The sequence below is a fragment of the Roseateles sp. GW821-FHT02E12 genome, from assembly GCF_059421665.1.
In genome coordinates this window covers 667,658-688,632 of sequence record NZ_JBWKVK010000004.1, presented here as the reverse complement: position 1 = coordinate 688,632, position 20,975 = coordinate 667,658, and the positions used below count along the sequence as shown (strand labels likewise).

At 69.7% G+C, this 20,975-nt stretch carries 20 protein-coding genes; 6 read left to right on the top strand and 14 right to left on the bottom strand.

Translation table 11 applies throughout. The features are described from left to right. Positions 1-3: 3 nt before the first annotated feature. Positions 4-1,302, top strand: a complete 1,299-nt coding sequence (locus AC07V5_RS25905; protein ID WP_495118508.1) for a YihY family inner membrane protein — start codon at positions 4-6, stop codon at positions 1,300-1,302. On the opposite strand, the gene AC07V5_RS25900 is transcribed toward AC07V5_RS25905, so the two are convergent. Together AC07V5_RS25900 and AC07V5_RS25895 are read right to left on the bottom strand one after the other, a co-directional pair. Then, positions 1,274-2,227 (bottom strand): Bug family tripartite tricarboxylate transporter substrate binding protein, encoded by a 954-nt coding sequence (locus AC07V5_RS25900; RefSeq protein ID WP_495118507.1) that lies wholly within the window; start codon positions 2,225-2,227, stop codon positions 1,274-1,276. The genes AC07V5_RS25905 and AC07V5_RS25900 overlap by 29 nt on opposite strands. Before the next feature lie 31 nt (positions 2,228-2,258). Beyond that, positions 2,259-2,819, bottom strand: a complete 561-nt coding sequence (locus AC07V5_RS25895; RefSeq protein ID WP_495118506.1) for a helix-turn-helix domain-containing protein — start codon at positions 2,817-2,819, stop codon at positions 2,259-2,261. A gap of 99 nt (positions 2,820-2,918) precedes the next feature. On the opposite strand from AC07V5_RS25895, the gene kbl reads away from it, so the two are divergent. After that, positions 2,919-4,115 (top strand): glycine C-acetyltransferase, encoded by a 1,197-nt coding sequence (gene kbl / locus AC07V5_RS25890; RefSeq protein WP_495118505.1) that lies wholly within the window; start codon positions 2,919-2,921, stop codon positions 4,113-4,115. Then, positions 4,112-5,053 (top strand): NAD-dependent epimerase/dehydratase family protein, encoded by a 942-nt coding sequence (locus AC07V5_RS25885; protein WP_495118504.1) that lies wholly within the window; start codon positions 4,112-4,114, stop codon positions 5,051-5,053. Before kbl ends, AC07V5_RS25885 begins: the two co-directional genes overlap by 4 nt. Here the strand turns inward: AC07V5_RS25885 and AC07V5_RS25880 are convergent. The 9 genes from AC07V5_RS25880 to AC07V5_RS25840 are packed head-to-tail and all read right to left on the bottom strand — an operon-like array spanning position 5,043 to position 14,790. Then, on the bottom strand, positions 5,043-6,059 hold the full coding sequence (locus tag AC07V5_RS25880; protein ID WP_495118503.1) for a DUF4438 domain-containing protein: 1,017 nt from the start codon (positions 6,057-6,059) through the stop codon (positions 5,043-5,045). The genes AC07V5_RS25885 and AC07V5_RS25880 overlap by 11 nt on opposite strands. 18 nt (positions 6,060-6,077) lie before the next feature. Next, a complete protein-coding gene (locus AC07V5_RS25875; protein ID WP_495118502.1) occupies positions 6,078-6,848 on the bottom strand; it encodes a hypothetical protein in 771 nt (256 codons plus the stop codon). A 2-nt stretch (positions 6,849-6,850) separates the two neighbouring features. Continuing rightward, positions 6,851-7,351 carry a hypothetical protein gene (locus tag AC07V5_RS25870; RefSeq protein WP_495118501.1) on the bottom strand — a complete coding sequence of 167 codons (501 nt, stop codon included), beginning with the start codon at positions 7,349-7,351 and terminating at the stop codon, positions 6,851-6,853. Positions 7,352-7,363: 12 nt separating this feature from the next. Then, positions 7,364-8,449, bottom strand: a complete 1,086-nt coding sequence (locus AC07V5_RS25865) for a hypothetical protein (protein ID WP_310270269.1) — start codon at positions 8,447-8,449, stop codon at positions 7,364-7,366. A 40-nt stretch (positions 8,450-8,489) separates the two neighbouring features. Continuing rightward, on the bottom strand, positions 8,490-9,173 hold the full coding sequence (locus tag AC07V5_RS25860) for a hypothetical protein (protein WP_495118500.1): 684 nt from the start codon (positions 9,171-9,173) through the stop codon (positions 8,490-8,492). A 30-nt stretch (positions 9,174-9,203) separates the two neighbouring features. Then, the gene (locus AC07V5_RS25855; protein ID WP_495118499.1) at positions 9,204-11,171 is read right to left on the bottom strand and encodes a hypothetical protein; all 1,968 of its coding nucleotides are present in this window, start codon (positions 11,169-11,171) and stop codon (positions 9,204-9,206) included. Between the two features lie 28 nt (positions 11,172-11,199). Further along, on the bottom strand, positions 11,200-12,462 hold the full coding sequence (locus AC07V5_RS25850) for a hypothetical protein (RefSeq protein WP_495118498.1): 1,263 nt from the start codon (positions 12,460-12,462) through the stop codon (positions 11,200-11,202). Between the two features lie 41 nt (positions 12,463-12,503). Beyond that, complete coding sequence (locus AC07V5_RS25845; protein ID WP_495118497.1) at positions 12,504-13,565, bottom strand: hypothetical protein; 1,062 nt, start codon at positions 13,563-13,565, stop codon at positions 12,504-12,506. Positions 13,566-13,593: 28 nt separating this feature from the next. Continuing rightward, positions 13,594-14,790: a hypothetical protein gene (locus AC07V5_RS25840; protein WP_495118496.1), complete on the bottom strand. Its 1,197-nt coding sequence runs from the start codon at positions 14,788-14,790 to the stop codon at positions 13,594-13,596. A 408-nt stretch (positions 14,791-15,198) separates the two neighbouring features. On the opposite strand from AC07V5_RS25840, the gene AC07V5_RS25835 reads away from it, so the two are divergent. Next, positions 15,199-15,693 carry a helix-turn-helix transcriptional regulator gene (locus AC07V5_RS25835; protein ID WP_495118495.1) on the top strand — a complete coding sequence of 165 codons (495 nt, stop codon included), beginning with the start codon at positions 15,199-15,201 and terminating at the stop codon, positions 15,691-15,693. Between the two features lie 70 nt (positions 15,694-15,763). Further along, positions 15,764-16,576 (top strand): MipA/OmpV family protein, encoded by an 813-nt coding sequence (locus AC07V5_RS25830; RefSeq protein ID WP_495118494.1) that lies wholly within the window; start codon positions 15,764-15,766, stop codon positions 16,574-16,576. Here the strand turns inward: AC07V5_RS25830 and AC07V5_RS25825 are convergent. Continuing rightward, positions 16,573-16,881, bottom strand: a complete 309-nt coding sequence (locus tag AC07V5_RS25825; RefSeq protein WP_495118493.1) for an Mpo1-like protein — start codon at positions 16,879-16,881, stop codon at positions 16,573-16,575. The genes AC07V5_RS25830 and AC07V5_RS25825 overlap by 4 nt on opposite strands. Positions 16,882-17,209: 328 nt before the next feature. Here AC07V5_RS25825 and AC07V5_RS25820 point away from each other — a divergent pair, with 328 nt between their 5' ends. Then, a complete protein-coding gene (locus AC07V5_RS25820; protein ID WP_495118492.1) occupies positions 17,210-18,670 on the top strand; it encodes a flavin-containing monooxygenase in 1,461 nt (486 codons plus the stop codon). Here AC07V5_RS25820 and AC07V5_RS25815 read toward each other — a convergent pair. Further along, positions 18,655-19,452: an alpha/beta fold hydrolase gene (locus AC07V5_RS25815; protein ID WP_495118491.1), complete on the bottom strand. Its 798-nt coding sequence runs from the start codon at positions 19,450-19,452 to the stop codon at positions 18,655-18,657. The two genes, AC07V5_RS25820 and AC07V5_RS25815, sit on opposite strands and share 16 nt — an antisense overlap. Then, a complete protein-coding gene (locus AC07V5_RS25810; protein ID WP_495118490.1) occupies positions 19,449-20,738 on the bottom strand; it encodes an O-acetylhomoserine aminocarboxypropyltransferase in 1,290 nt (429 codons plus the stop codon). Before AC07V5_RS25810 ends, AC07V5_RS25815 begins: the two co-directional genes overlap by 4 nt. Positions 20,739-20,975 lie beyond the last annotated feature (237 nt).

Sequence of the window (20,975 nt, the reverse complement as noted above, 5' to 3'; positions counted from 1 at the left end):
GCCATGTCCCTTACCCCAGTTCCACCCGTTGCGCCGGCCGCGCCGGAAGAGCTCGATGCGCCGCTGGCCCGCAACCCCATCGCCTTCGCGAGCGACTTCATCGCCGACCTGCTGGCCTGGCCCTGGCTGCAGACGCTGCACACGTTCCGCCAGCGCTTCCGCGAGGAAAAACTCGGCCTCACCGCCGGCAGCCTCACGTTCACGACACTGATCTCCCTGGTGCCGCTGCTGACCGTGATGCTGGCCATCTTCACGGCCTTCCCGATGTTCTCCAGCTTCCAGTCCGCGCTGGAGCAGTACTTCCTGAAGAGCCTGATCCCGCCCAACATCGCCAAGCCCGTGCTGGCCTCGCTGACGCAGTTCGCCGCCAAGGCGAACAAGCTGGGCGTCGTGGGTCTCGTCGCACTGGGCATCACGGCACTGGCGCTGATGCTCACCATCGACCGCACGCTCAACGCCATCTGGCGCGTGCAGCGCCCGCGGCCCATGGCCCAGCGCGTGCTCGTCTACTGGGCCGCGCTGACGCTCGGGCCGCTGCTGCTGGGCGGCAGCCTGACGCTGACGAGCTATGCCATCAGCGTTGGCCAGGGTTATCTGACGGCAATGCCGGCGAGCATGTCGACGGCTCTCGGCAGCGCCGACGTCCTGCTGCTCGGCCTGGCAATCTCAGGCCTCTTCCACTACGTGCCCAACACCCATGTGCGCTGGCGCCACGCGCTGCTGGGTGGGGCCTTCGTGTCCATCGGCTTCTCGCTGGCCAAGTCACTGCTGGCCTGGTACGTCAAGCAGGTGCCGACCTACTCCACGCTCTACGGCGCTTTCGCCACCGTGCCCGTCTTCCTGATCTGGGTCTACCTGGGCTGGGTCATCGTGCTGCTGGGTGCCATCCTGGCAGCCAACACGCCCAGCCTCACGGGCCGGCTGCACCTGCGCCCCGACGTCCCGGGCCAGCCCATGGGCCTGGCGCTGGAGGTGCTGCGCGAGCTGTGGCGGGTGCGCGAGGCCGGCCAGCGCGGCCTCACGCACCTGGGCCTGGCCGGCGCGCTGCGGGTAGACCCGCTGCAGCTCAGCCCCATCGTCGACAAGCTGCTGGTGATGGACTGGGTTGGCCGGCTGGAGGAGGAGGGCGCCCAGCGCTTTGTGTTGCTGTGCGCGCCCGAGCGCACGCCGGCCGAGCCCTTGCTGACGGCCTTTCTGGCGGAGCGCCAGGGCTTGCTGGCCAACCTGTGGGCGCAGGGCGAATGGTCCAGGCTCATGCTGGACCGCTTGCTCGCTACTGAGGCTGGAAGCCCCCGGCCTTGATGATCTTGGCCCAGGCCGCCGAGTAGGCGCGCTCGCGGGTGCCGAGCTGGGCCGAGCTCATCATGCCGACCGACAAGCCAAGTTCGGCCAACCGCGCCTTCACACCCGGCTGGCTGATGACGCCGGCCAGCGCGTTCGAGAAGCGCTCGACGATGGCCGGCGGCGTGCCGGCGGGCGCAAACAGCCCGTAGTAGGGCAGGTCCTCGAAACCGGCGATGCCCAACTCTGCAAAGGTCGGCACCTCCGGCAGCACGCCCTGGCGCTGCTGGCCCATGACGGCAACGATCTTCAGCTTCTTCTGCTGGTGGTTGGCGATCAGGTCGGGCACCGAGCCCACACCGGCGCTGATCTGGTTGCCCAGCATGTCGGCAATCATGGGCGCGCTGCCGCGGTAGGGCACGGCCAGCAGGTTCAGGCCGTTCTTCTCGCCCAGCAGCTTGACGAGGAACTCCGGCACCGACGCCGGCGCCGGCACGCCGACATTGCCCTGGCCGCCTTGCTTCTTCACCCAGGCGAGGTACTCCGGCAGGCTGGCCGCGGGCGTGCCGCCCGACAGCGCCAGCGCATTCGCGAAGGTCGCAAAGCCAGCCACCGGCACGAAGTCGTGGGCCGGGTCGAAGCCCGGGTTCTTCATCACCAGCGGCAGGATGGAGATGGTGTGGTCGTGGCTGACGAAGAAGGTCGTGCCGTCCGGCGCCGCGGCCTTCAGCGCCTGGGCTGCGATCTGGCCGCCGGCGCCGGGCTTGTTCTCGACGAGGACAGTCGTGCCAAGCGAGGCCTGCAGGGCTTCACCCAGCAGCCGCGCAATCGCGTCGGTCCCACCGCCGGCGGGGAAACCGACGAGAAGCCGGATCGGCTTGTCTTGCGCTTGGGTGGCGAAGGGCAGGGCCGCCAGTGCGGCGAGGGCGGAACGACGTTGGATCATCGGCAGGCTCCCGAGTTGGACCCGCAGAAGTCTACGGGTGGAGCACCACCAGCAGTGCGGTCGCCGCGGACTTCGCGCTGTTGCGAATCGCATGCGGCCCATCCACCGCATAACGCGCCGTCTCGCCGGCCTTGAGCTTGCTCGTCACGCCCTGGGCCGTGACCTCCAGGCTGCCGCTCAGCACGCTCAGATGCTCGCGCGAACCAGGCTCGTGCGCCTGCGAATCGAGCACGCCGCCGGGTTGCACAGTCAGCTCGTACCACTCGAACTGCCCCGCCAGCTCGATGGGGCCGAGGATGCGCAGCTTGCACAGGCCGTCCGGGCTGGTCAGCCCCGGCGTGGCGTGAGCCGGCACCGTCTCGATGGCCGGCGTTGGCGTTCGCTCAGCGCCCAGCAGCTCGCCCATGTCCACGCCCAGCGCATTGGCCAGCCGCCACACCACAGCCACTGTGGGATTGGCCTGGTTGCGCTCGATCTGCGACAACATGGACTTGCTCACGCCGGCCCGCTTGGAGAGATCATCCAGCGACAGGCCACGGCTGCTGCGCAGCGCCTGCAATGCAGCGCCAACGCGAGGTGGTTCGGTGTCCATGTTCATGCTTGACGCGAGTAGACGTTTTTCAGATACTGCACGAAAGTTCGATATATCGAACAAGTTCAATTTACCGAATTGTGCACCAGGAGCGGCGCCATGAGCCAAGCGTTCTATCAACATCTGCAGACCGAGCTGGACGGCATCCGCGCCGCTGGCCTGTTCAAGTCCGAGCGCATCATCACGACGCCCCAGGGCGCCGTCGTGAAGACGACCGATGGCCGCGAGGTCATCAACCTGTGCGCCAACAATTACCTGGGCTTGTCGTCCCACCCCCAGGTCATCGAGGCCGCGCATGAGGCCCTGCGCACGCACGGCTTCGGCCTGTCGTCGGTGCGCTTCATCTGCGGCACCCAGGACGTGCACAAGGAGCTGGAAGGCCGCATCGCGCGCTTCGTCGGCTGCGAGGACGCCATCCTCTACGCCGCTGCGTTTGATGCCAACGGTGGCCTGTTCGAGCCGCTGCTGGGCGAGCAGGACGCCATCATCAGCGACGCCCTCAACCACGCCTCCATCATCGACGGCATCCGCCTGTGCAAGGCCCAGCGCTACCGCTACGAGCACAACAACCTCGACGACCTCGAGCGTTGTCTGAAGGAAGCCAAGGAGAAGGGCGCCCGCTTCACGCTGGTCTTCACCGACGGCGTGTTCTCCATGGACGGCACCATCGCCCAGCTCGACAAGATCCGTGCGCTCTGCGACCAGTACGACGCGCTGCTCGGCATCGACGAATGCCATGCCAGCGGCTTCATGGGCAAGACCGGCCGTGGCACGGCCGAGCATCGCGGCGTGTTCGGCAAGATCGATATCATCACCGGCACCTTCGGCAAGGCGCTGGGCGGCGCTTCGGGCGGCTTCACGGCCGCACGCAAGGAAGTCGTCGAGCTGCTGCGCCAGCGCTCGCGCCCCTATCTGTTCAGCAATACGCTGGCCCCGAGCATCGCCGGCGCTTCTCTGGCCGTGCTGGACCTGCTGGAAGGCTCGACCGCCCTGCGCGACAAGCTCGAAGCCAACACCGCCTACTTCCGCGAGGCCATCCAGGCTGCGGGCTTCGAGATCAAGCCCGGCACCCACCCCATCGTGCCCATCATGGTCTACGACGCGGTGATGGCTCAGAAACTCAGTGCGCGAATCCTGGAGCTGGGCATCTACGCCGTCGGCTTCTTCTTCCCCGTCGTGCCCAAGGGCCAGGCGCGCATTCGCGTGCAGGTCTCGGCTGTGCACGAGCGCGAGCATCTGGAAAAGGCCGTTGCCGCGTTCACGCAGGCTGGCCGTGAGTTGGGGCTCCTCAAATGAAGATCCTCATCATTGGAGCGAATGGCCAGATCGGCACCGAGCTGGCCACCGAGCTGGCCCGACTGCATGGCAATGAGGCCGTCGTCACCAGCGACCTCAGCCCGAAGGGCCGCGTGCCCAGCCTGCAGCACGAAGCCCTGGACGTGACCGATGCCGGCGCCCTGGCCACCGTCGTCAAGCGCCACCACATCACCCAGATCTACCACCTCGCCGCAGCCCTGTCGGCCAATGGTGAAAAGCATCCGATGTGGGCCTGGGACCTGAACATGAAGGGCCTGCTCAACGTGCTGGAGCTGGCCCGTCACGAGAAGCTGGACAAGATCTTCTGGCCCAGCTCGATTGCCGCCTTCGGCCCCAACACACCGGCCGTCGACACGCCGCAGACGACGGTGATGGACCCGACCACGGTCTATGGCATCTCCAAGCTCGCCGGCGAGCGCTGGTGCGACTGGTACCACGCCAAGCACGGCGTGGACGTTCGCAGCCTGCGCTATCCCGGCCTCATCAGCTGGAAGACGCCACCCGGCGGCGGCACGACGGACTACGCCGTGGAGATCTTCCACTCCGCCATCAAGGAAGGCCGCTACACCTGCTTCCTGAAGGAGGACCAGGCCCTGCCGATGATGTACATGCCCGATGCGCTGCGCGCCACCATCGAGCTGATGAACGCGCCGGCCGATCAGGTCAAGCAGCGCGGCAGCTACAACCTCGCCGGCGTCAGCTTCACGCCGGAAGGCATCGCCGCATCCATCCGCCGCCGCATCCCGGACTTCTCGATGGACTGCGTGCCCGACTTCCGCCAGGCCATCGCCGCCAGCTGGCCGCAGCGCATCGACGACTCCGCGGCCCAGGCCGACTGGGGCTGGAAGCTGCAGTACGACCTCGACGCCATGGTCGACGACATGCTGGCGAACCTGCAGGCACAGCTCAAGTCCTGAAGGCCAGCCGCGGCGGTACCTCGCGCTGCTTGCAGCGCACGCGCCGGTCCCGCTCGGCCAGCGTCAGCCGCTCGCGTGGTGGCACGGGCTGACGCACCCCCAGGGCGGCAGCCAGGTTGGCATCGGCCACGCGTCGCGGCCGCAGCAGCTCGGCCGGTCCCGTCAGCAGTGGTGTGACGCCCGGCCCATGGCCGCTGACGGTGCTGTCGCCATGCACGATGACGCCTATGGTCACGCGGCCCTCGCGCCAGCTCGGGCCGCGGCGCGTGTCGGCATCGGTGATGGCGACGAAATCGCCGAAGCGCAGGCTGCCCAGGCGGTAGCGCTCGCGGGCGGCGCGGTCGGCCAGCTGGATGTCGTAGTCGCCGCGCCAGGCGGTGTTCTTGCCCAGGCCCGAGCCCATCAGCCGTGCGGGGATCAGATGCGTCACCGGCACATGCAATTGCCCGTCGCGCTCGGTGATGCCCCAGCGCCCCAGCAGCAGCGGCGCACAGTTCATCAGCTCGATGCGCGGATGCTGCGGCAGGCGCAGGCCCTGGCCGATGGACGTGATGGCGATGCGGTCACCAATCGCCAGGCGGCGCAGCACCTCGGGCGGGAAGTCCACCATCACGTGGTTGACGCCGCCATGCTTACCCGTCACCCAGCCCTGCTGGCCGCGCGCCGCACCGTTCAGCACGCGGGCACGGTTGCCGACGCAGGCATAGGTGATCAGCGCATTGTTGGGCCCGTCGCGCGGGCCGATGACCTCGCGGCTGTTGTTGTGCAGCGAGACGCCGGGCTCGATGTGGTCGCCCGCCAGGCCCACGCAGAGGTCGCCGATGCGCCGGTTCAGCACGATGCCGCCGGTGCCGGGCAGCACGCGCGGCACGCCGTCGTAGCCCACGCGATAGGGCATGGCGCGCGCCACCGGGTGGGCGATCTGGCCCTGCACCGTCACGGCGACCAGTTCGTCGCGGTTGAAGCTCGGGCCGCTTTGCGGCGTGCTGCTGGGCTCGGCATACATGGGCGGGCTCCGGAAGGGTCAAAGCCGGTACCACCAGGCCTGGCTGCGTTGCCAGGGGTCCTGGGTGTCGTCGTTGGAGGCGTCGGCGTCGGGCGGCAGCGTCAGCGCGTGCACGACGCAGGCGTGCTGGACCGACTGCAGCAGCGCCGCCAGCCCGGCCGCGGCAATGGCCTGGCGCACAAACGTGCGCTCGGCCGCCAGCAGGCTGGTCGCGTCACCCTCGGCGAGCAGTCGGGGTGGCGGGTCCAGCCCGGTCAGCGCCTGCACGGGCCCGGGCACGGCCTCGGCGTCCGGCGCGCGGCACAGGATCAGCGCACCGTCCAGCGCCGCCGACAGCGCCAGCGCATCATGGGCGCCGGCCACGGGGTCGAAGCCGTGGCACCAGCCACGCGCGGCGGGTCGGGCCTGGTGGGCCAGCAAGGCCTCGGCATGCCATTCGAAGCGCTCCACCAGCGTGTCGTCGCTGCTGGCGCTGCCGCGCAATTGCGACTCGGCCAGGTTGTCGCCCACCCAGCGCAGCGTCCACGAGCCGGCATCGGTGCCGTCGCGCAGCGCCGTCCACTCGCTCAGCGCCAGCGGGTGCAGGCCCGGCTGGGGCTGGTCGCTGGCGCTGAGCAGTTCGCTCGCGTCCAGCACCTGCCAGAAGGAGCGCGGCAGCCAGGTTTCGAAGACGCGCGTCAGGCCCAGGGCCAGCTTGAGGCCGCAGGCATGGCCCAGCACCAGGGCCGGGTCCAGCACGCAGCGCAGCTTGACGCCGTCGACGGTGACGCGCAGGTCGCTGGCCCCCATGGTCAGCCTCCCTCGAATTCATCGAACACATCGCTGGGGCGCAGGCGCACGGGCGCGGCCTGGGTGCCGCTGCGGTCCAGCGTGGGTGCGGTGGCGCCGGCGGCGTAGACGAGCTTGCGCAGCACCGCGCCGCTGGCCGGGTCCAGTTGCAGGAAGACGTTGCGGATGGCGGTGTTGCGGGCGTCGATATGGCGCTGCATCTGGTTAGGGTTGGTGTCCACCTCGATGTGCGTGGGCGCATTGCCGCGCCTGGGGTTGTTGAAGTTGGCGTCAGGGCGCAGGCGCCGGTTCGGCTGGCCCGCGCCACGCTGCTTGTCCACCCGCACCCGCGTGCCGGGGAACCAGCGGCGCAGGTCGTTCACCACGCTGCCGATCACATGCCAGTGCGTGAGGTTGGGCGACAGGCCGCGCTGGTGGCGCGGCAACTGCGTCAAGGCATCGATGCCCGCATCCACGCCGGCCAGTGCCTCGTCGATGACGGCGGCGTCCCAGCTGGCGTCCATGCGCGGCTCCGGTCAAGCGGCCTGGCGCACGCCCAGCACGCTTTGTAGCGCGGGAGTCACGCCCGGGAAGCCACGGCCCTCCGGTGTCATGCGATAGGCCGCCACCCAGGCCTCGGCATGGGCGCCCATCGGCCGCACGACGCTTTGGAACAGGATGGGGTCGATGGCCGTCTTGAAGTCGTTGTCGGCGATGAACTGCAGGATGCGCCGGCCGCTCTCGGCCATCTTGGCGCGCTGGCTGGGCTCGGCCACGCCGCCGAGGTAGCGGTTGGAGACGATCTCCACCACGTCCCACTTGGTGTTGGCGTCGAAGGCCTTCTTGATGTCGGGCGCATCCAGCAACTGCAGCACCGTCTTCAGGTGGTGGCCGGTTTCCATCGCCAGCGAGAAGATGTTGCCGTAGGTCGAGCGATCCAGCGCATAGCGCAGGTCCAGGCCGATGCGCTGCACGGTGGCCACGCTGCCGAAGGGCCGCTGCTCGATGAGCTGGCCGCCGCGGATGACCTCGCCGATCAGCAGGTCGCGGAAGTACTGGCCCAGGGCCACCATGAAGCCCACCATCTGGCGGTGGAAGTTGCGGTTGGTGACCGCCCCCGCCGGCGCCTGGGCCGTGCCGTAGTTGAAGGCGCGGCGGTAGGCCACCATGCGGTCGGCGCGCTTGTAGCGCAGCGGCTGCCACTTCTCGAGCAGATAGAGGCCACGGGCGCCGGGGCCGCGCTGGATGCGCATCTTGCCCAGGCGGAACAGGCGCAGCAGCGTATCCACCACCTCGAAGATCTTCATGCGCTCGTGCTGGTAGATGTAGTACAGCTCGGCCGCGGCATGCAGCTGGCTGGGCACGACGGCGTCGTCGAAGTCCGGCGTGATGAAGGGGTAGGAGATCTTGTCGAAGTCCGGCGCGCCCTGGTCGCCGAAGCCAACCAGGTCGAGGAACCCGTCGCGGCCCTCGCCGTTGGCGGCGCCCTTGAGCAGTTCGCTGAAGCGCTGCTCGAAAGGCTGCTCGAACTTCTGCCGTTCAGCGGCAGGCATGGCCGCCAGCTGGTCGCGCAGGAAGGTCTCCCACAGCCGCTGGATGGTCTCGGTGGTCTGGAAGCTCATGGTGTGGCTCCGGCGTGGCGTTGCACTCGAGGGTTGGGGCCTAGGCCAGGAAGGTGGCGACGTCGGCGATCAGCGCATGCACTTCCGCAAAGCGCCGGCCGCGCGAGCCGATGTCGGTGGCCGTGAACTCGGCGAAGGCGTCAATGAAGTGCGCCTGCAAGGACGGTGGCGCCTGCGTCAGCACCACGGCCTCCTTGCGGGCGGCTTCGCGCAGCCCGTGGATGGCCACGTTCTCGCCGAGCCACCCCTTGAACTCGGGCTCCTTGCCCTTGTAGGGCTCGCCCGGCTTGGCATCCAGGGCCAGCGTCTGCACCTGGGTCAACAGGCTGAGCAGCGGGGCGGCCCGCGCGCTGACGGTGGGCACCGTCGGGGCCGGTACCGGTGTGGGTGCCGGCGCTGGAATCTTGCTGATGAACTCCAGCACCTTGGCAACGCCGGCGTCGGTGTGCTGCTTCAGCTCGTCGCGCGCGGCGTTGATGGCGAGCACCTGGGCATCCTTCAGCGCCGTCACCGCGCCCGCCACCTTCGTGCTCATGTCGCTGCCCAGCGCCACGATGTTTTGATTGGTGGTCAGCAGCGCTGATCCCAGCACCTGGGGCAACTCCTCCACGCCCTTGCGCGTGGCGGTGACATCCAGCGCCGTGCTGCCCAGGTCCAGCCGGACCGGTGTGCCGAGGCTGCGGTAGAGCTCGGGCGTGTAGACATTGATCTCTTCGAACGGCATGGTCGTTCTCCTTGGTTTGAGATGCCGGGCTCAGCGCCGCTGTTGCAGCGCCAGCACGCGATTGGGGCGGCCCAGGCCGCTGCGCTCGACGCGGTCGACGATGCTGTCCAGCGAGGTCTCCAGCGTCGGCGGCAGGTTGATGCCGCGGCGGTCGAGGCAGGCATGCCCGACGACGGCCAGCACCGCGTTGCCCACCACCCGCTGCAGCTCGGCCAGCGACTGGTCGATCAGCGAGCAGTTGGCCACCATGGAGTGCACGAGGCTGGCCCAGCGCTCCTCCATCTCCAACTGCAGGCACAACTCCTGTTCCATCACGCCGATGTAGGCATCGAGGTCGAGGTCGGCGAAGCCCAGCGCGCCGCGGCCTTGCAGGGCCTGGTTGGCGCTGGAGATGGCGCGGTAGGGCTTGCACAGGTCCTGGATGCCGGCTTCCACGGGCAATTCAGCCGGCGGCAGCAGGTCCGTCAGGTCCTGCGGGACGGGCAGGCTGTTGGTGGCGAGCGCACCCCTGACCTGGGCGCCGAGGCCGCGCGCCCGCTGCCAGGCGTTGCGGAAGGCCTCGTCGGTGGCGAGCTTCAGCCGCGGGCGCAGCGTGGTGGCGATGCTCGTCAGCTGGTCGAGCAGCTTGGCGTCGAGGGCGTCGACGCCCACCACCACGCAGGCCGACGCACCCGTCGAGATCTGGTCGATCAGGAAGGCATAGGCCGCTGCGCGCCGCTCGGTGGTGCCGAAGTTGTCGAAGCCCAGGCCATAGAGGTCGATGGCGCGGTCCAGGTCGTAGAGGAGCTTGTCCAGCAGCACGAGGCAGGTCTTGTTGCTGGTGCAGCAGGCGCCGGCCAGGCAGTCGATGGCATCGGCCACCAGGCCGCGGCGGGTGGCCAGGTCGACGATGCGGCGGTCGGCATCGTCCAGGCCGGTGCTGCCGTACAGGCCGTAGAACAGCAGGGGCGGCCGGGCGATCTTCATCAGGCGGAAGCCGCCCGCCGAGTCGAAGGCCGAGGCAAACAGCTGCAGCGCTTCGAGGAAGGCGTAGAGCGCCGGCGACTCGGGGCTGATGCCGCGCCGGCCCACCGCCACCAGGCGGCGGAAGCGCTCCAGCGCCAGCAGCGCGGTGGAGCCCACCGAACGCAGGCCTTCGGCGGTGTTGTCGCCACTGCGCTGCACCAGTTCGTCCATGGTGCGGGCGAGCTCGGTCTCCACCAGCAGCGAGCGCAGATCGTTCTGGCCCTGCGCTTCGAGCAACTCGTTGAGCTGGCGGTAGGCGTCCAGCCCGCGCGGCCAGTCGTCCGGGCCGTAGGCCGTCTGCGTGCTGCCCACCAGGTTGCGCAGCGCGTAGATGGCGGCGTCGCGGCGGGTCTGCAGGTCGCTGTAGGCCACCTGCGGCACGTAGCGGCCGCCGCCGAAGCCGACATTGGCCAGGGCCTCGCCCATGATGACCAGCAGCAGGTTGGCGGCTTCGTCCAGGCTCTGCGCGAACTTGCGGAAGTCGGTCAGCATGGCCGGCGTGTGGGCGCCGACGAGGCGGGCCAGGCGCGCGAAGTCGTTGAGCTGGCGGCGCATCGCGAAGCCTTTGTCGCGGTTGCGCGGGTCGAGCGCGAAGCGGGCCGCGTTGTACCCCTCGGCCAGCGCCGCACGGATGGCCTGGCCCCAGCCGCGCAGCTCGGGCGCCACGTCCTTGAGGATGGCGCTGTGCGTGAGGTGGTGCAGGTCGGCGTTGATGTCGGCCTGCGCCTGCTGCCACTCCGCGCCGCCCGCGGCGGTCAGCATCTGCACGACGGGCGTGGCGGCGCTGGCCGTTTGCAGGAAGGGCAGGCCGCGCGACTCCTGGCCGATGGCCTGGGCGCGGGGGTCGGCGCTGTAGCGGGTCAGCAGGGCCTGGGCGACCTGGTTGGGGTCGTTCGGGTCGCCCACCTTGAGCTCCCGGCGGATCAGGTTGTCCAGCACCAGACGGTCTTGCCCGCTTTGCGGGGCGATGGACAGGGCGTTGGAGGAGGCCATGGGAAATCCTTGGATGGTGAAGGTGGGTTCAGGCGGCAAGGCGCAGCGGCGGGCGGGTTCGGCTGCCACTGAGCTGGTCGGTCACGATGTGGGCCAGTCGTTGCGGCGGGATGCGGCCGCTTTCCAACGCGTAGTGCGCGGCGCTCACGACATGGCGGGGCGGCAGCTCGGTTGCGCGGCCAGCCTGCAGGCAGCGCGCGCCCTCGAGGATGGCGTCCTGGTCGGCGCGCTGGAAGCGGATCACGTCGGCCAGTGCCTGCTGAGCAAGGTTGCGCCGGGTCTGGAAGGCGATCTCGTCCACCACCTCGGGAATGAGGCGCGGCGCGCTGCTCATCAGGCCGGCCGGGATGCGGTGGCCACTCTCGGCGCGGTACAGGGCCTGCCAGACGCGCAGCAGCTTGGTGGCGTCGCTCGCGAAACCCATGCGGCGCAGCATCTCGGCCAAGAGGTAGACCCGCAGGTAGGCCGTCGGGTGGGCGCCACCGGGGCGGAAGGTCATCGTGCGCGGCTGCGGGTGGGCCAGGAAATCGGCCATGCCCCAGGCCGCGGCTGGCCCGCCCAACAGGATGGCGGCGAGGTCGGCAAAGATCTCCTTGTGCCAGCGCCCGTAGACGGAGGCCAGCATGGGGCTGCCCGCGCGGCCCATCACGCGGCGCAGCACCGCCTGGCGGTTCTCCTGCCAGATGCCGGCGTCCGCCTGGACGTTGTGGGCGACCTCATGCAAAAAAACGGACTGCCAGGGCTGGTCGCGGTCCCAGGGGATGCGGATCAGCGGGAATGGGTTGGCCTCGCCGAGCAGGCGCGACAGTGCCACGCCGCGCCGCATCGTGGCTGGCGAATAGCCGTGCTCCATGTACGACACCGGCTTGAGCAGCGGCCCCTCGAAGAGGCGCGGCGCCGACTGGCGGATGGCGGCATAGCAGTCCGCGGCGATGTTGTCGTGCGCGGCGAGAGACGGCCCGAAGGCCGTGCCGCGCTGGGCGAACACTTCGTAGAACATGCCGAAGAGGCGGCGCGCCCGGTCCAGCTCGCGCTCGACCAGCGCGATGTCGACGAGCACACGCTGCGGCGCACGCTGGCCGGCATCGGTTCGCAGGTCTTCAAAGCGCTGATGGATGCGCTGCTCCACCGCCGCCAGCCGCGCGTTGGCCACGCGGAAATGCTCGGCCGACGGGGCATAAGGCATGTCCTGGGGACGCAGGCCGACGAAGGCGTTGTCCACCCGTGCGAGCCGGGAGAGCCGGGCCGACAGCCCGGTGATCTTGGCCTGCAGGAAACGGCGCACATTCATGGCCCAGCCCTCGGTTGCGTGTTGTCGTGGCCTGCCGCCGCTCAGCGGCAGCGCAGGTTGATGACGACCGGGCCGCGTGCAATCACGCGGCGACCGCGGCCGCAGTGCGGGCAGCCGCCGATGCGGGCGACGCGGCCCGTCGTGGCCACCACCTGGCGGGCGATGGGCGCCACCTGGCGTGCCACCACCTGGGCGGCCTGGCCACGCGGCGTGGCGCGGCGCGCCGGCGCCACCAGCGGGCGCGACAGGCGCTGCACGGCCTGCGGCCGGGCCGCCACCTGGCGTGTGACGCGTTGCACCGCACGCACCGCCTGACGGGCCGGCAGACGGCGGCGCTGCACGACGCGGCGCGTGGCCGTGACGGCGCGTGCCACGGCGCGGGCGGCCTGCGGCCCTTGGCGGCGCACTGCACTGCGCACGGCCTGGCTGACGGCGCGCACGGCTGCTCGCCGGACCGGCGCCGCGGCGCGCGCGACACCCGGCAGGGCACGGCGGATGACCATGCCGGCCAGCACCGGGGCGGCGGCGTCGATGCCGTCCTCGTCCAGGCCGTCCACCAGTTCGTCGAAGGCCTCGAACTCGTCGGCGCCATCGGCCAGCAGGCGGCCGGCCACGTTGGCCAGGCGGCCGATCATCTGGGCCTGCGGAATGGGGATCATGCTGGCGAGGGGCCCGACGACGCGGGCAGCCCGGCCGATGCCGCGGCCCACGCCACGGGCGATGCGGCCCAGGCGGCGGAAGAACTCGTCGCCGTCGCCGGCATCCATCGCGTCGGCGACGGCGGCCTCGAAGGCATCGTCGCCACTGTCGCCTTCATCGAACTCGTCGAACTCATCGCCTTCGTCGAATTCGTCGTACTCATCGGCTTCGTCAAAGCCCTCGCCGCCACCGCCACCTCCACCGCCGCCCAGCAGGCCGCCGGCAACGCGGCCGATGCCGCCGAGCAGGCGGCCGATGAATTCGTCATCGCCTTCGTCGGCGCCATCGAACTCGTCGAACTCATCGCCTTCGTCGAATTCATCGTAGGCATTGCTGGCGCGTGCGGGGCCCTCTGCGGCGTCGGACATCAGGTCGTCCATCACGTCGGCTTCGAATCGGTCCATGGTGATCTCCTTGCGGTTGGATTCGTGGTTAGCGCGGCGTGACCGTCAGCTTGACGGGGCCGTCGATGTTGAAGGTGCGGGGGCCGGTGATGCGGCGTGTGCGTTGGCCGCGGCCCACTCGGGTGTCGCGCGCCAGCGGGGCCGTGCCCGGGCCGGCGCTGGAGCTGCCGGCACCTGCGCCGCCCGCGCTGGGCTGGGCCAGGCGGCGCAGGGTCTGCGGCTGCTGGGCCACGCGCCGGGCGGTGGCGGGCAGACCGCGCCGCACGGCCTGCGCGGCGCGTTGGGGTGTGGGTGCCGTGCGGGTGGCCACGCGGGCCGCCGATGCGGCAAGCCGGGGCAGGGCGCGGATGGCGCCGCGGCCGCGCTGGCGCACCAGCTCGCGGGCGGCCGAGGCCGTGCCGCGCACGATGGCGCGCCGCCCGGCCTGAGCCAGATGGCCCATGTTGCGGAAGCCCATGCCGCGGGCGGCGGCGCGTGCGGCCAAAGCCACCACGGCTGGCAGGGCTTCGTCCACGCCGTCCTCGAAGGCGTCGGCCAGGGCGTCGAAATCGTCCATTTCGTCACCGCCGCTGCCGATCAGCTGGCTGAGCTGCCCCAACACGCCTTGGGCGCCGCCCGCGGTGTTGGCCACGCCACCAGCCAGGCGGCCGGCCGTGCCGGCCCAGCCCTGCACGCGGCGCGCGCCACCAGCCACATTGCGCAGGCCGCCAGCGATGCCGGGGGCGCCGAGCATCTGCGCCAGGCGCGAAGCTGCCATCGCGGCCGGCGAGACCTGGCCCGCCACGCGGCGCACGCCGCCGGCCACGCGCTGGGCCTGGCGGGCAATGCCGCGCACGCGGCCCGCAATGCCAGCGGCGCCGCCGAGACCGCGCCTGAGCACGCCGCCAGCACGGCCCAGGCCACCGAGGATGCGGCCGAGGAATTCGTCCTCGTCGGCGGCATCCAGGCCGTCGGCGACTTCGTCCTCGAAGGCATCCCAGAGAGCCATGGCGTCGCCGCCGTCGACCTGGTCGTCGGCGAAATCCGCGCCATCCAGCGCGTCGCCATCGAAGCCGTCGGCGCTGTCGCCGAGGTCGCCAGCATCGTTGTCGAAGCTTTCCATCAGGTCCATGCCGTCGCTGCCGTCGGCTTCGTCGAAACCCTCGTCCGCGCCGTCGCTTTCGTCGGCACCATCCAGGGCGTCAGCCTCGTCCATCAGCTCGTTGTCAAAAGGGTTCTGATCCATGTCGTGGCCTCCAAGCCAGGGCGGCATCGCTACCGTGAAGTCACTCTAGGCAGCAGCGAACACGTCGACAAAACGTGTTTTGTGCCGACCGCATCGGCGCTCGCGAGGACGTACCAGTCCTGACGTATCAACCCATCGGAGGGCCCTCGTTTGAGGGCATCGATCAGGGGGACTCCCTTCCGGCCAACTCGGACGCATGATGCGCAGCCTTGGGGCGCCGCAAGGCGGCGTCGACATCCAGCGCTTATTCACGTCAGCAGCCCCCCAGCTTCCCAGGTGCCAAGGACGGGAGACTGCGCAAACAATGCCGGCCCGGGCGATCCAACGAGGGACCACGTCAACTGCCGGGAGATACGTTATGACCAGCAGCATGCAAACGCGGCGACAGAGGCCGCCCCGAGGCGGGGCATGAGCATCCGTCGCGACGACCCCATCGACGACGCGCCTTGCGCCGAAGCCGGGGCGGCGCCGGCCTGTGTGGAGCTGGACGGCCGCAGCCTGCGCATCGTCCGTGTCGACGACCGACTGCCCGACCACAGCGCCCGGCCCGGCAGTTCGCGGCTTTGCCAGCGCTATCTGCCCGGGGAGATCGCGCATTTCGAGTGGGCCGGCCATCGCTATGCCCTCGTGCCGGACAGCGAGTCATGTGACCCCGGCAGCTCGCCGCCGGAGCTTCACACCCTGCTGACGAATCGCGAGCTGCAGATCGTGCAGTTGATCTGCTCCGGGCTGCTGACCAAGCAGGTAAGCGCCAGGCTGCACATCAGCGAATTCACCGTGCGCTCCTACCTCAAGACGATCTACTGCAAGCTGGGTGTCCGCTCACGTGGCGCCATGGTCTATGCCTATGCGCAGTCGCTGCGACTGCACAAGGACGAACTGGCTGACGCCACTGACGCATAGCGGCACTTCCACACGGGAAATGAAGGTTGGCCGACAGCCCGCCCTTGGCGCCGGCTGCTAGTCTGGCTGCATGAAATCCGTGTTGATCGCCACCCTGGCGCTGGCAGGCACCGCGAGTGCCCAGGCCCAGACCCAGCAGCCCGAAGTTGAAAGCCCGTCGGCCCGCTATCTGCTCGGCATCGCGGTGGTGTCCCAGCCCGAATACGACGGCGCAAGCCGACGCGAAACCAAGCTCAAGCCGCTGTGGGCCTTCAAGCTGGGCCGTGTGCGCTTCAGCACCTCGGGCGCCGGTGGCCTGCTGGGTTTCGGCCACGAGGAATCCGCCGGTGGCGCCAGCACGCAGTTCATCGACACCGACAAGCTGCGTGTCGGCGTCGCGCTGCGCGTGGACAGCGGCCGCACCAGCGGCGACGCCAGCACCACGCGAGGCCTGCCCAACGTCAAGCGCACGCTGCGTGCCCGGTTCTACACGAACTACAGCATCACCAAGGACCTGAACGTCGGCGTCACGCTGTCGCAGGACCTGCTCGGCCGGCATGGCGGCATGACGCTGGGCACCGACCTGGGCTGGCGCTTCTACCGCAGCCCGACGCTGGAATGGACCAGCGGCATCGGCGTCTCGGCGGGCAGTGCGCAGAACCTGCGCAGCTATTTCGGCGTGCCCGAATCGTCGGTGGCGGCCAGCGGCAAGCCGGCCTACGACCCAGGCTCCGGCCTGCGGGACGTGCACATGGGCATCGGCTTCATCCGGCCCATCACCAAGCATTGGATGGCCTACGGCAATGCCGGTACCAGCCGCCTGCTCGGCCCGGTCGCGGACAGCCCGCTGGTCGAGAAACGCACCGGCGCATCCGCCGGTATTGGCATTGCCTGGCGGAACTAGAGCTTGACCTTGCCGCGCCAGATGTCGGCGTACATGACCCAGTCGCCCATGAAGCTGTAGAGCGGGTATTTGAAAGTCGCCGGGCGGTTCTTTTCGAAGAAGAAATGCCCGACCCAGGCGAAACCGTAACCGCACAGCAGGCCGTAGAGCAGCCAGACCAGCGCGCCGGTCCTGAACAGCTGCCACAGGCAGACCAGCACCAGCGTCGAGCCCACGAAGTGCAGGCGGCGGCAGACGGCGTTGCTGTGCTCGCCGAGGTAGAAAGGGTAGAAGTCGGCGAAGCGGGAGAAGCGTTCGGTGCTCATGGAGGGCCTGTTAACACTGCGGCAGTAGGTCGCGAAGGCCATCCGCCAGGGGCCAATCAAGGCGCAGCGCGACACCCGCACTCACGTGCGGACAAGCGGTGCAACGCCGAGTGGCTCCTGGCGGATGGCCTTCCCTTCGGGTTGTTGCCAGAAAGCCCGCGCGCGGCGTTGCCAATCCTCGCCGGGCACCCAGCCCGGCTCCGGTTGGCGCCTTGCTCGCGGGCTTTCTGGCAACAACGCGGCCTGCTGCCGCAGTGTTAGCAGGCCCCAATTCAAACGCGGGTTGTGCCCGAGCGGCAAGCGGACTTGCCCTGGCAACAATGAATCGATGAACGCAGCATCCGACAACGAGTTCGAGGTCGCCATCCTCGGCGCCGGCATGTCCGGGCTGTGCATGGCCATCCAGCTTCAGCGTGCCGGCATCACTGACTTCGTCATCGTCGAGAAGTCCGCCGGCATCGGCGGCACCTGGTGGGACAACCGCTACCCCGGTGCCCAGGTCGACGTGCCGGCGCCGGCCTACAGCTTCAGCTTCGCGCCCAACCCGCACTGGACACACCGCTTCGCCGACGCGCCGGAGATCCAGCGCTACCAGCAGCGGCTGGCCGAGGCCCATGGGCTGCCTGCGCGAATGCGGCTGGGCCGGGCCATCACGGAGGCCCAGTTCGACGCCGAGGCTGGCCGCTGGCGGCTGCTGCTGGATAACGGCGAGCGCCTGAGCGCGCGCTTCTTCGTCTGCAGCACCGGCGCGTTGAACCGCGCGCGCTGGCCGGACATTCCCGGGCTGGCCGATTTCCAGGGCCGGCTGCTGCACACCGCGCGCTGGCCGGCGGATGCCGACCTGGCCGGCAAGCGTGTCGGTGTCATCGGCACCGGCTCCACGGCCGCCCAGGTCGTGCCGGCGCTGGTGCCCCTGGCGGCGCGGCTGAGCGTGTTCCAGCGCACCGCCAACTGGGTGATGCCGCGGCTGGACCGGCGCTATGGCCGTTTGGACCGCTGGCTGACGGGCTGGACACCCTATGCCCGCTTCACGCGCTGGGCCTTCGCGCACGTGCTGGAGTGGGGGCGGCGCGGTTTCGACGAAGGCACGCTGGCAAGGCGCGGCATGCTGGCCACGGCGGCGGCTCATCTCCGGCGCCAGGTGGCCGACCCCGTGCTGCGCGAGGCGCTGACGCCGCCTTATCCGCTGGGCTGCAAGCGCATCATCTACTCCAACGATTACTACCCGGCGCTCGCGTTGCCGCAGACGGAGCTCGTAACGGCCGGTATCAGCCGCATCACCGTGCGTGGCCTGCTGACCGATGACGGCCGCGAGCATGAGCTGGACGCGTTGGTCTGCGCGACCGGCTTCGACACCGTCCACCCGCTGGCGGATACGCGCATCGCGGGCCTGGGCGGGCGACTGCTGTCCGAGGCCTGGCGCGACGGGCCGAGGGCCTATCTGGGCATCACCGTGCCGGCCTTTCCCAACTTCTTCCTGATGCTGGGCCCGAACACGGCCACCGGGCACACCTCGACGCTGCTCTACATCGAGCCTCAGGTGCAGTACGCCATCGCCTGCATGCAGCGCGTGCGCCGCGAGGGCCGGCGCTGGATTGCCGTGAAGGCCGATGTGGCAGCGGCGCAGGACGAGGCGCAGCAGCGCCGGCTGGCCACCTCCGTCTGGAGCCAGTGCCGCTCCTGGTACCGGGCCGAGAGCGGCCGCATCGTCGCGATCTGGCCGGGCTTCACGGCCGAGTACGTGAAGGCCGTGCGCCGGCCCGACGACGCAGCCTACGAGTTGGGCTGAAGTGCCGCGCGCAGGGCGGCCAGCACGGCGTCCGGCGCCTCGGCGATCAGCGCGTGGCCGGCCGGCACCGTGTGAACGCGCGGCTTCAGCAGCCCGCCGAGCACGGTGTTCTGCTTGGGCGAGGTCATCTGGTCCAGCGTACCGAGGATGAAATGCACGGGGCAGTTCACGCGCGCCGCCGCGGCCTCGCCGCCGGTGTAGCGGTCGCAGACCTTGAAGTCGTTCTCGAACAGGTTCACGGCCGTCTGCCGCGACTGCAGCCGACGCATCAGCGCCATGCTGCCGCCGCGCAGCCAGGCGCCAGGGCCGGGGTAGCCGGGCTTGGCGCTGGCCAGCGAATGCGAGAAGCCGGTGACCATGGCCATCGCGATCTCGGGCCGGTCGCGCGCCGTCGCAAGCAGGGCCTCCGACACCTTCATCGGGTAGGCCGTGCCGACCATGACGAGGGTGGATGCGCGCTCCGCCGCTTCGAGTGCGATCAGCGAGCCCATGCTGTGGCCCACCAGCGCCGCCTTGCGCACGCCGGCCGCATCGAGCAGCCGGTGCAGCCAGGCGGCAATGTCCTCGACGCGCGTCAACGGCGCGCCATCGCTGCGGCCGTGGCCGGGCAGGTCGACGGCCAGCACGCCGTAGCCGTGGTGGGCGTACCAGCGGGCCAGCAGCGTCCAGACGCTGCTGTCGTTCAGCGCACCGTGGATGAAGACGACGCAGGGGAGGGCGGCATCGAACGCCTTGCCGCCGGTGTAGGCATAGGCCTCGTGCCCATCGACGATGAGCTTCATGCCTTGCCAGCCGCCTTGAGTGCCCGTTTCAGGTCATCGATGAGGTCGGCCGGGTCTTCCAGGCCGATGGACAGACGGATGGTGCCGGGGCCGATGCCGGCGCTTCGCAGCGCGTCGTCGGCCATGCGGAAGTGCGTGGTGCTGGCCGGATGGATGACGAGGGACTTCGCATCGCCGACGTTGGCGAGGTGCGAGAAGAGCCTGAGCGATTCGATGAAGGCCCGGCCCTGTTCGCGCGTGCCCTTGAGGTCGAACGAAAACACGGCACCGGCGCCGCGCGGCAGCAGCCGCTGCGCCAGCGCGTGGTCGGGGTGCGAGGCCAGGCCGGGGTAGGCCACCTTCTCCACCAGCGGCTGGCTGGCCAGGAACTCGGCGACGGCCTGGGCATTGGCCACATGCCTTTGCATGCGCAGCGGCAGCGTCTCCAGCCCCTGCAGCATCAGCCAGGCCGTGTGCGGGCTCATGCAGGCGCCGAAGTCGCGCAGGCCTTCACGGCGAGCGCGCAGCAGGAAGGCGCCGACGGTGCTCTCCTCGCTGAAGACCATGCCGTGGAAGCCGTCATAGGGTTCGCACAGCGTCGCAAAACGGCCGCTCTGATCGTGGGCAGCCTGCCAGTCGAACGAGCCTGCGTCCACCAGAACACCACCCACCACGGTGCCATGGCCACAGAGGAATTTGGTGGCCGAGTGGTAGACCAGATCGGCACCCAGCTCGGCCGGGCGCTGCAGATAGGGCGTTGCGAAGGTCGCGTCCACCAGCAGCGGCAGGCCGGCCTCGTGCGCTATTGAACTCACGGCCGGAATGTCCAGCACGTCCAGCCCCGGGTTGCCCAGCGACTCGCCGAACAGCAGCCGCGTCTCGGGCCGGATGGCGGCGCGCCAGGCGTCCAGGTCGCGCGGGTTCACGAAGGTCGTCTCGATACCGAAACGACGCAGCGTGTAGTGCAACAGGTTGTGGCTGCCGCCATACAGCGCCGTGCTCGCGACGACGTGGCTGCCGGCGCCCATCAGCGTGCAGATGGCCAGGTGCAAGGCCGCCTGGCCACTGGCCGTGGCTACAGAGCCCACCCCGCCTTCCAACGCCGCCATGCGCTCCTCGAACACCGCCGTCGTCGGGTTGGACAGACGGCTGTAGACGTGGCCCGAGCGCTCCATGTTGAACAGCGACGCGGCATGCTCGCTGTTCTCGAAGACGAAGGAGGTGCTGAGGTGCAGCGGTGTCGCTCGCGCGCCGGTGCCCGGATCGGGCGTGGCGCCGGCATGCAAAGCTAGGGTGTCAAGGCGCATGTCTGGCTCAGGGGCGGGCCCGTGTCGGGCCTCCAAGGCGGCGCAGTCTAGGTGCAAAGCGCGGCGATGCCGGGTGTGCCGCAAGCTGTTGCAACGACGAATCAGCCGCCTTGGCGACCTGCCCCGGAAGACCCACCCCTGAGCCAGACAAGCGCCCGGCCCGGCATGGTGTTTTTCATGGGGTGGAGGCGCGGGGATTGTGTGCTATGTTGCCCAGGCAAATTCGTTCCGGAGGCA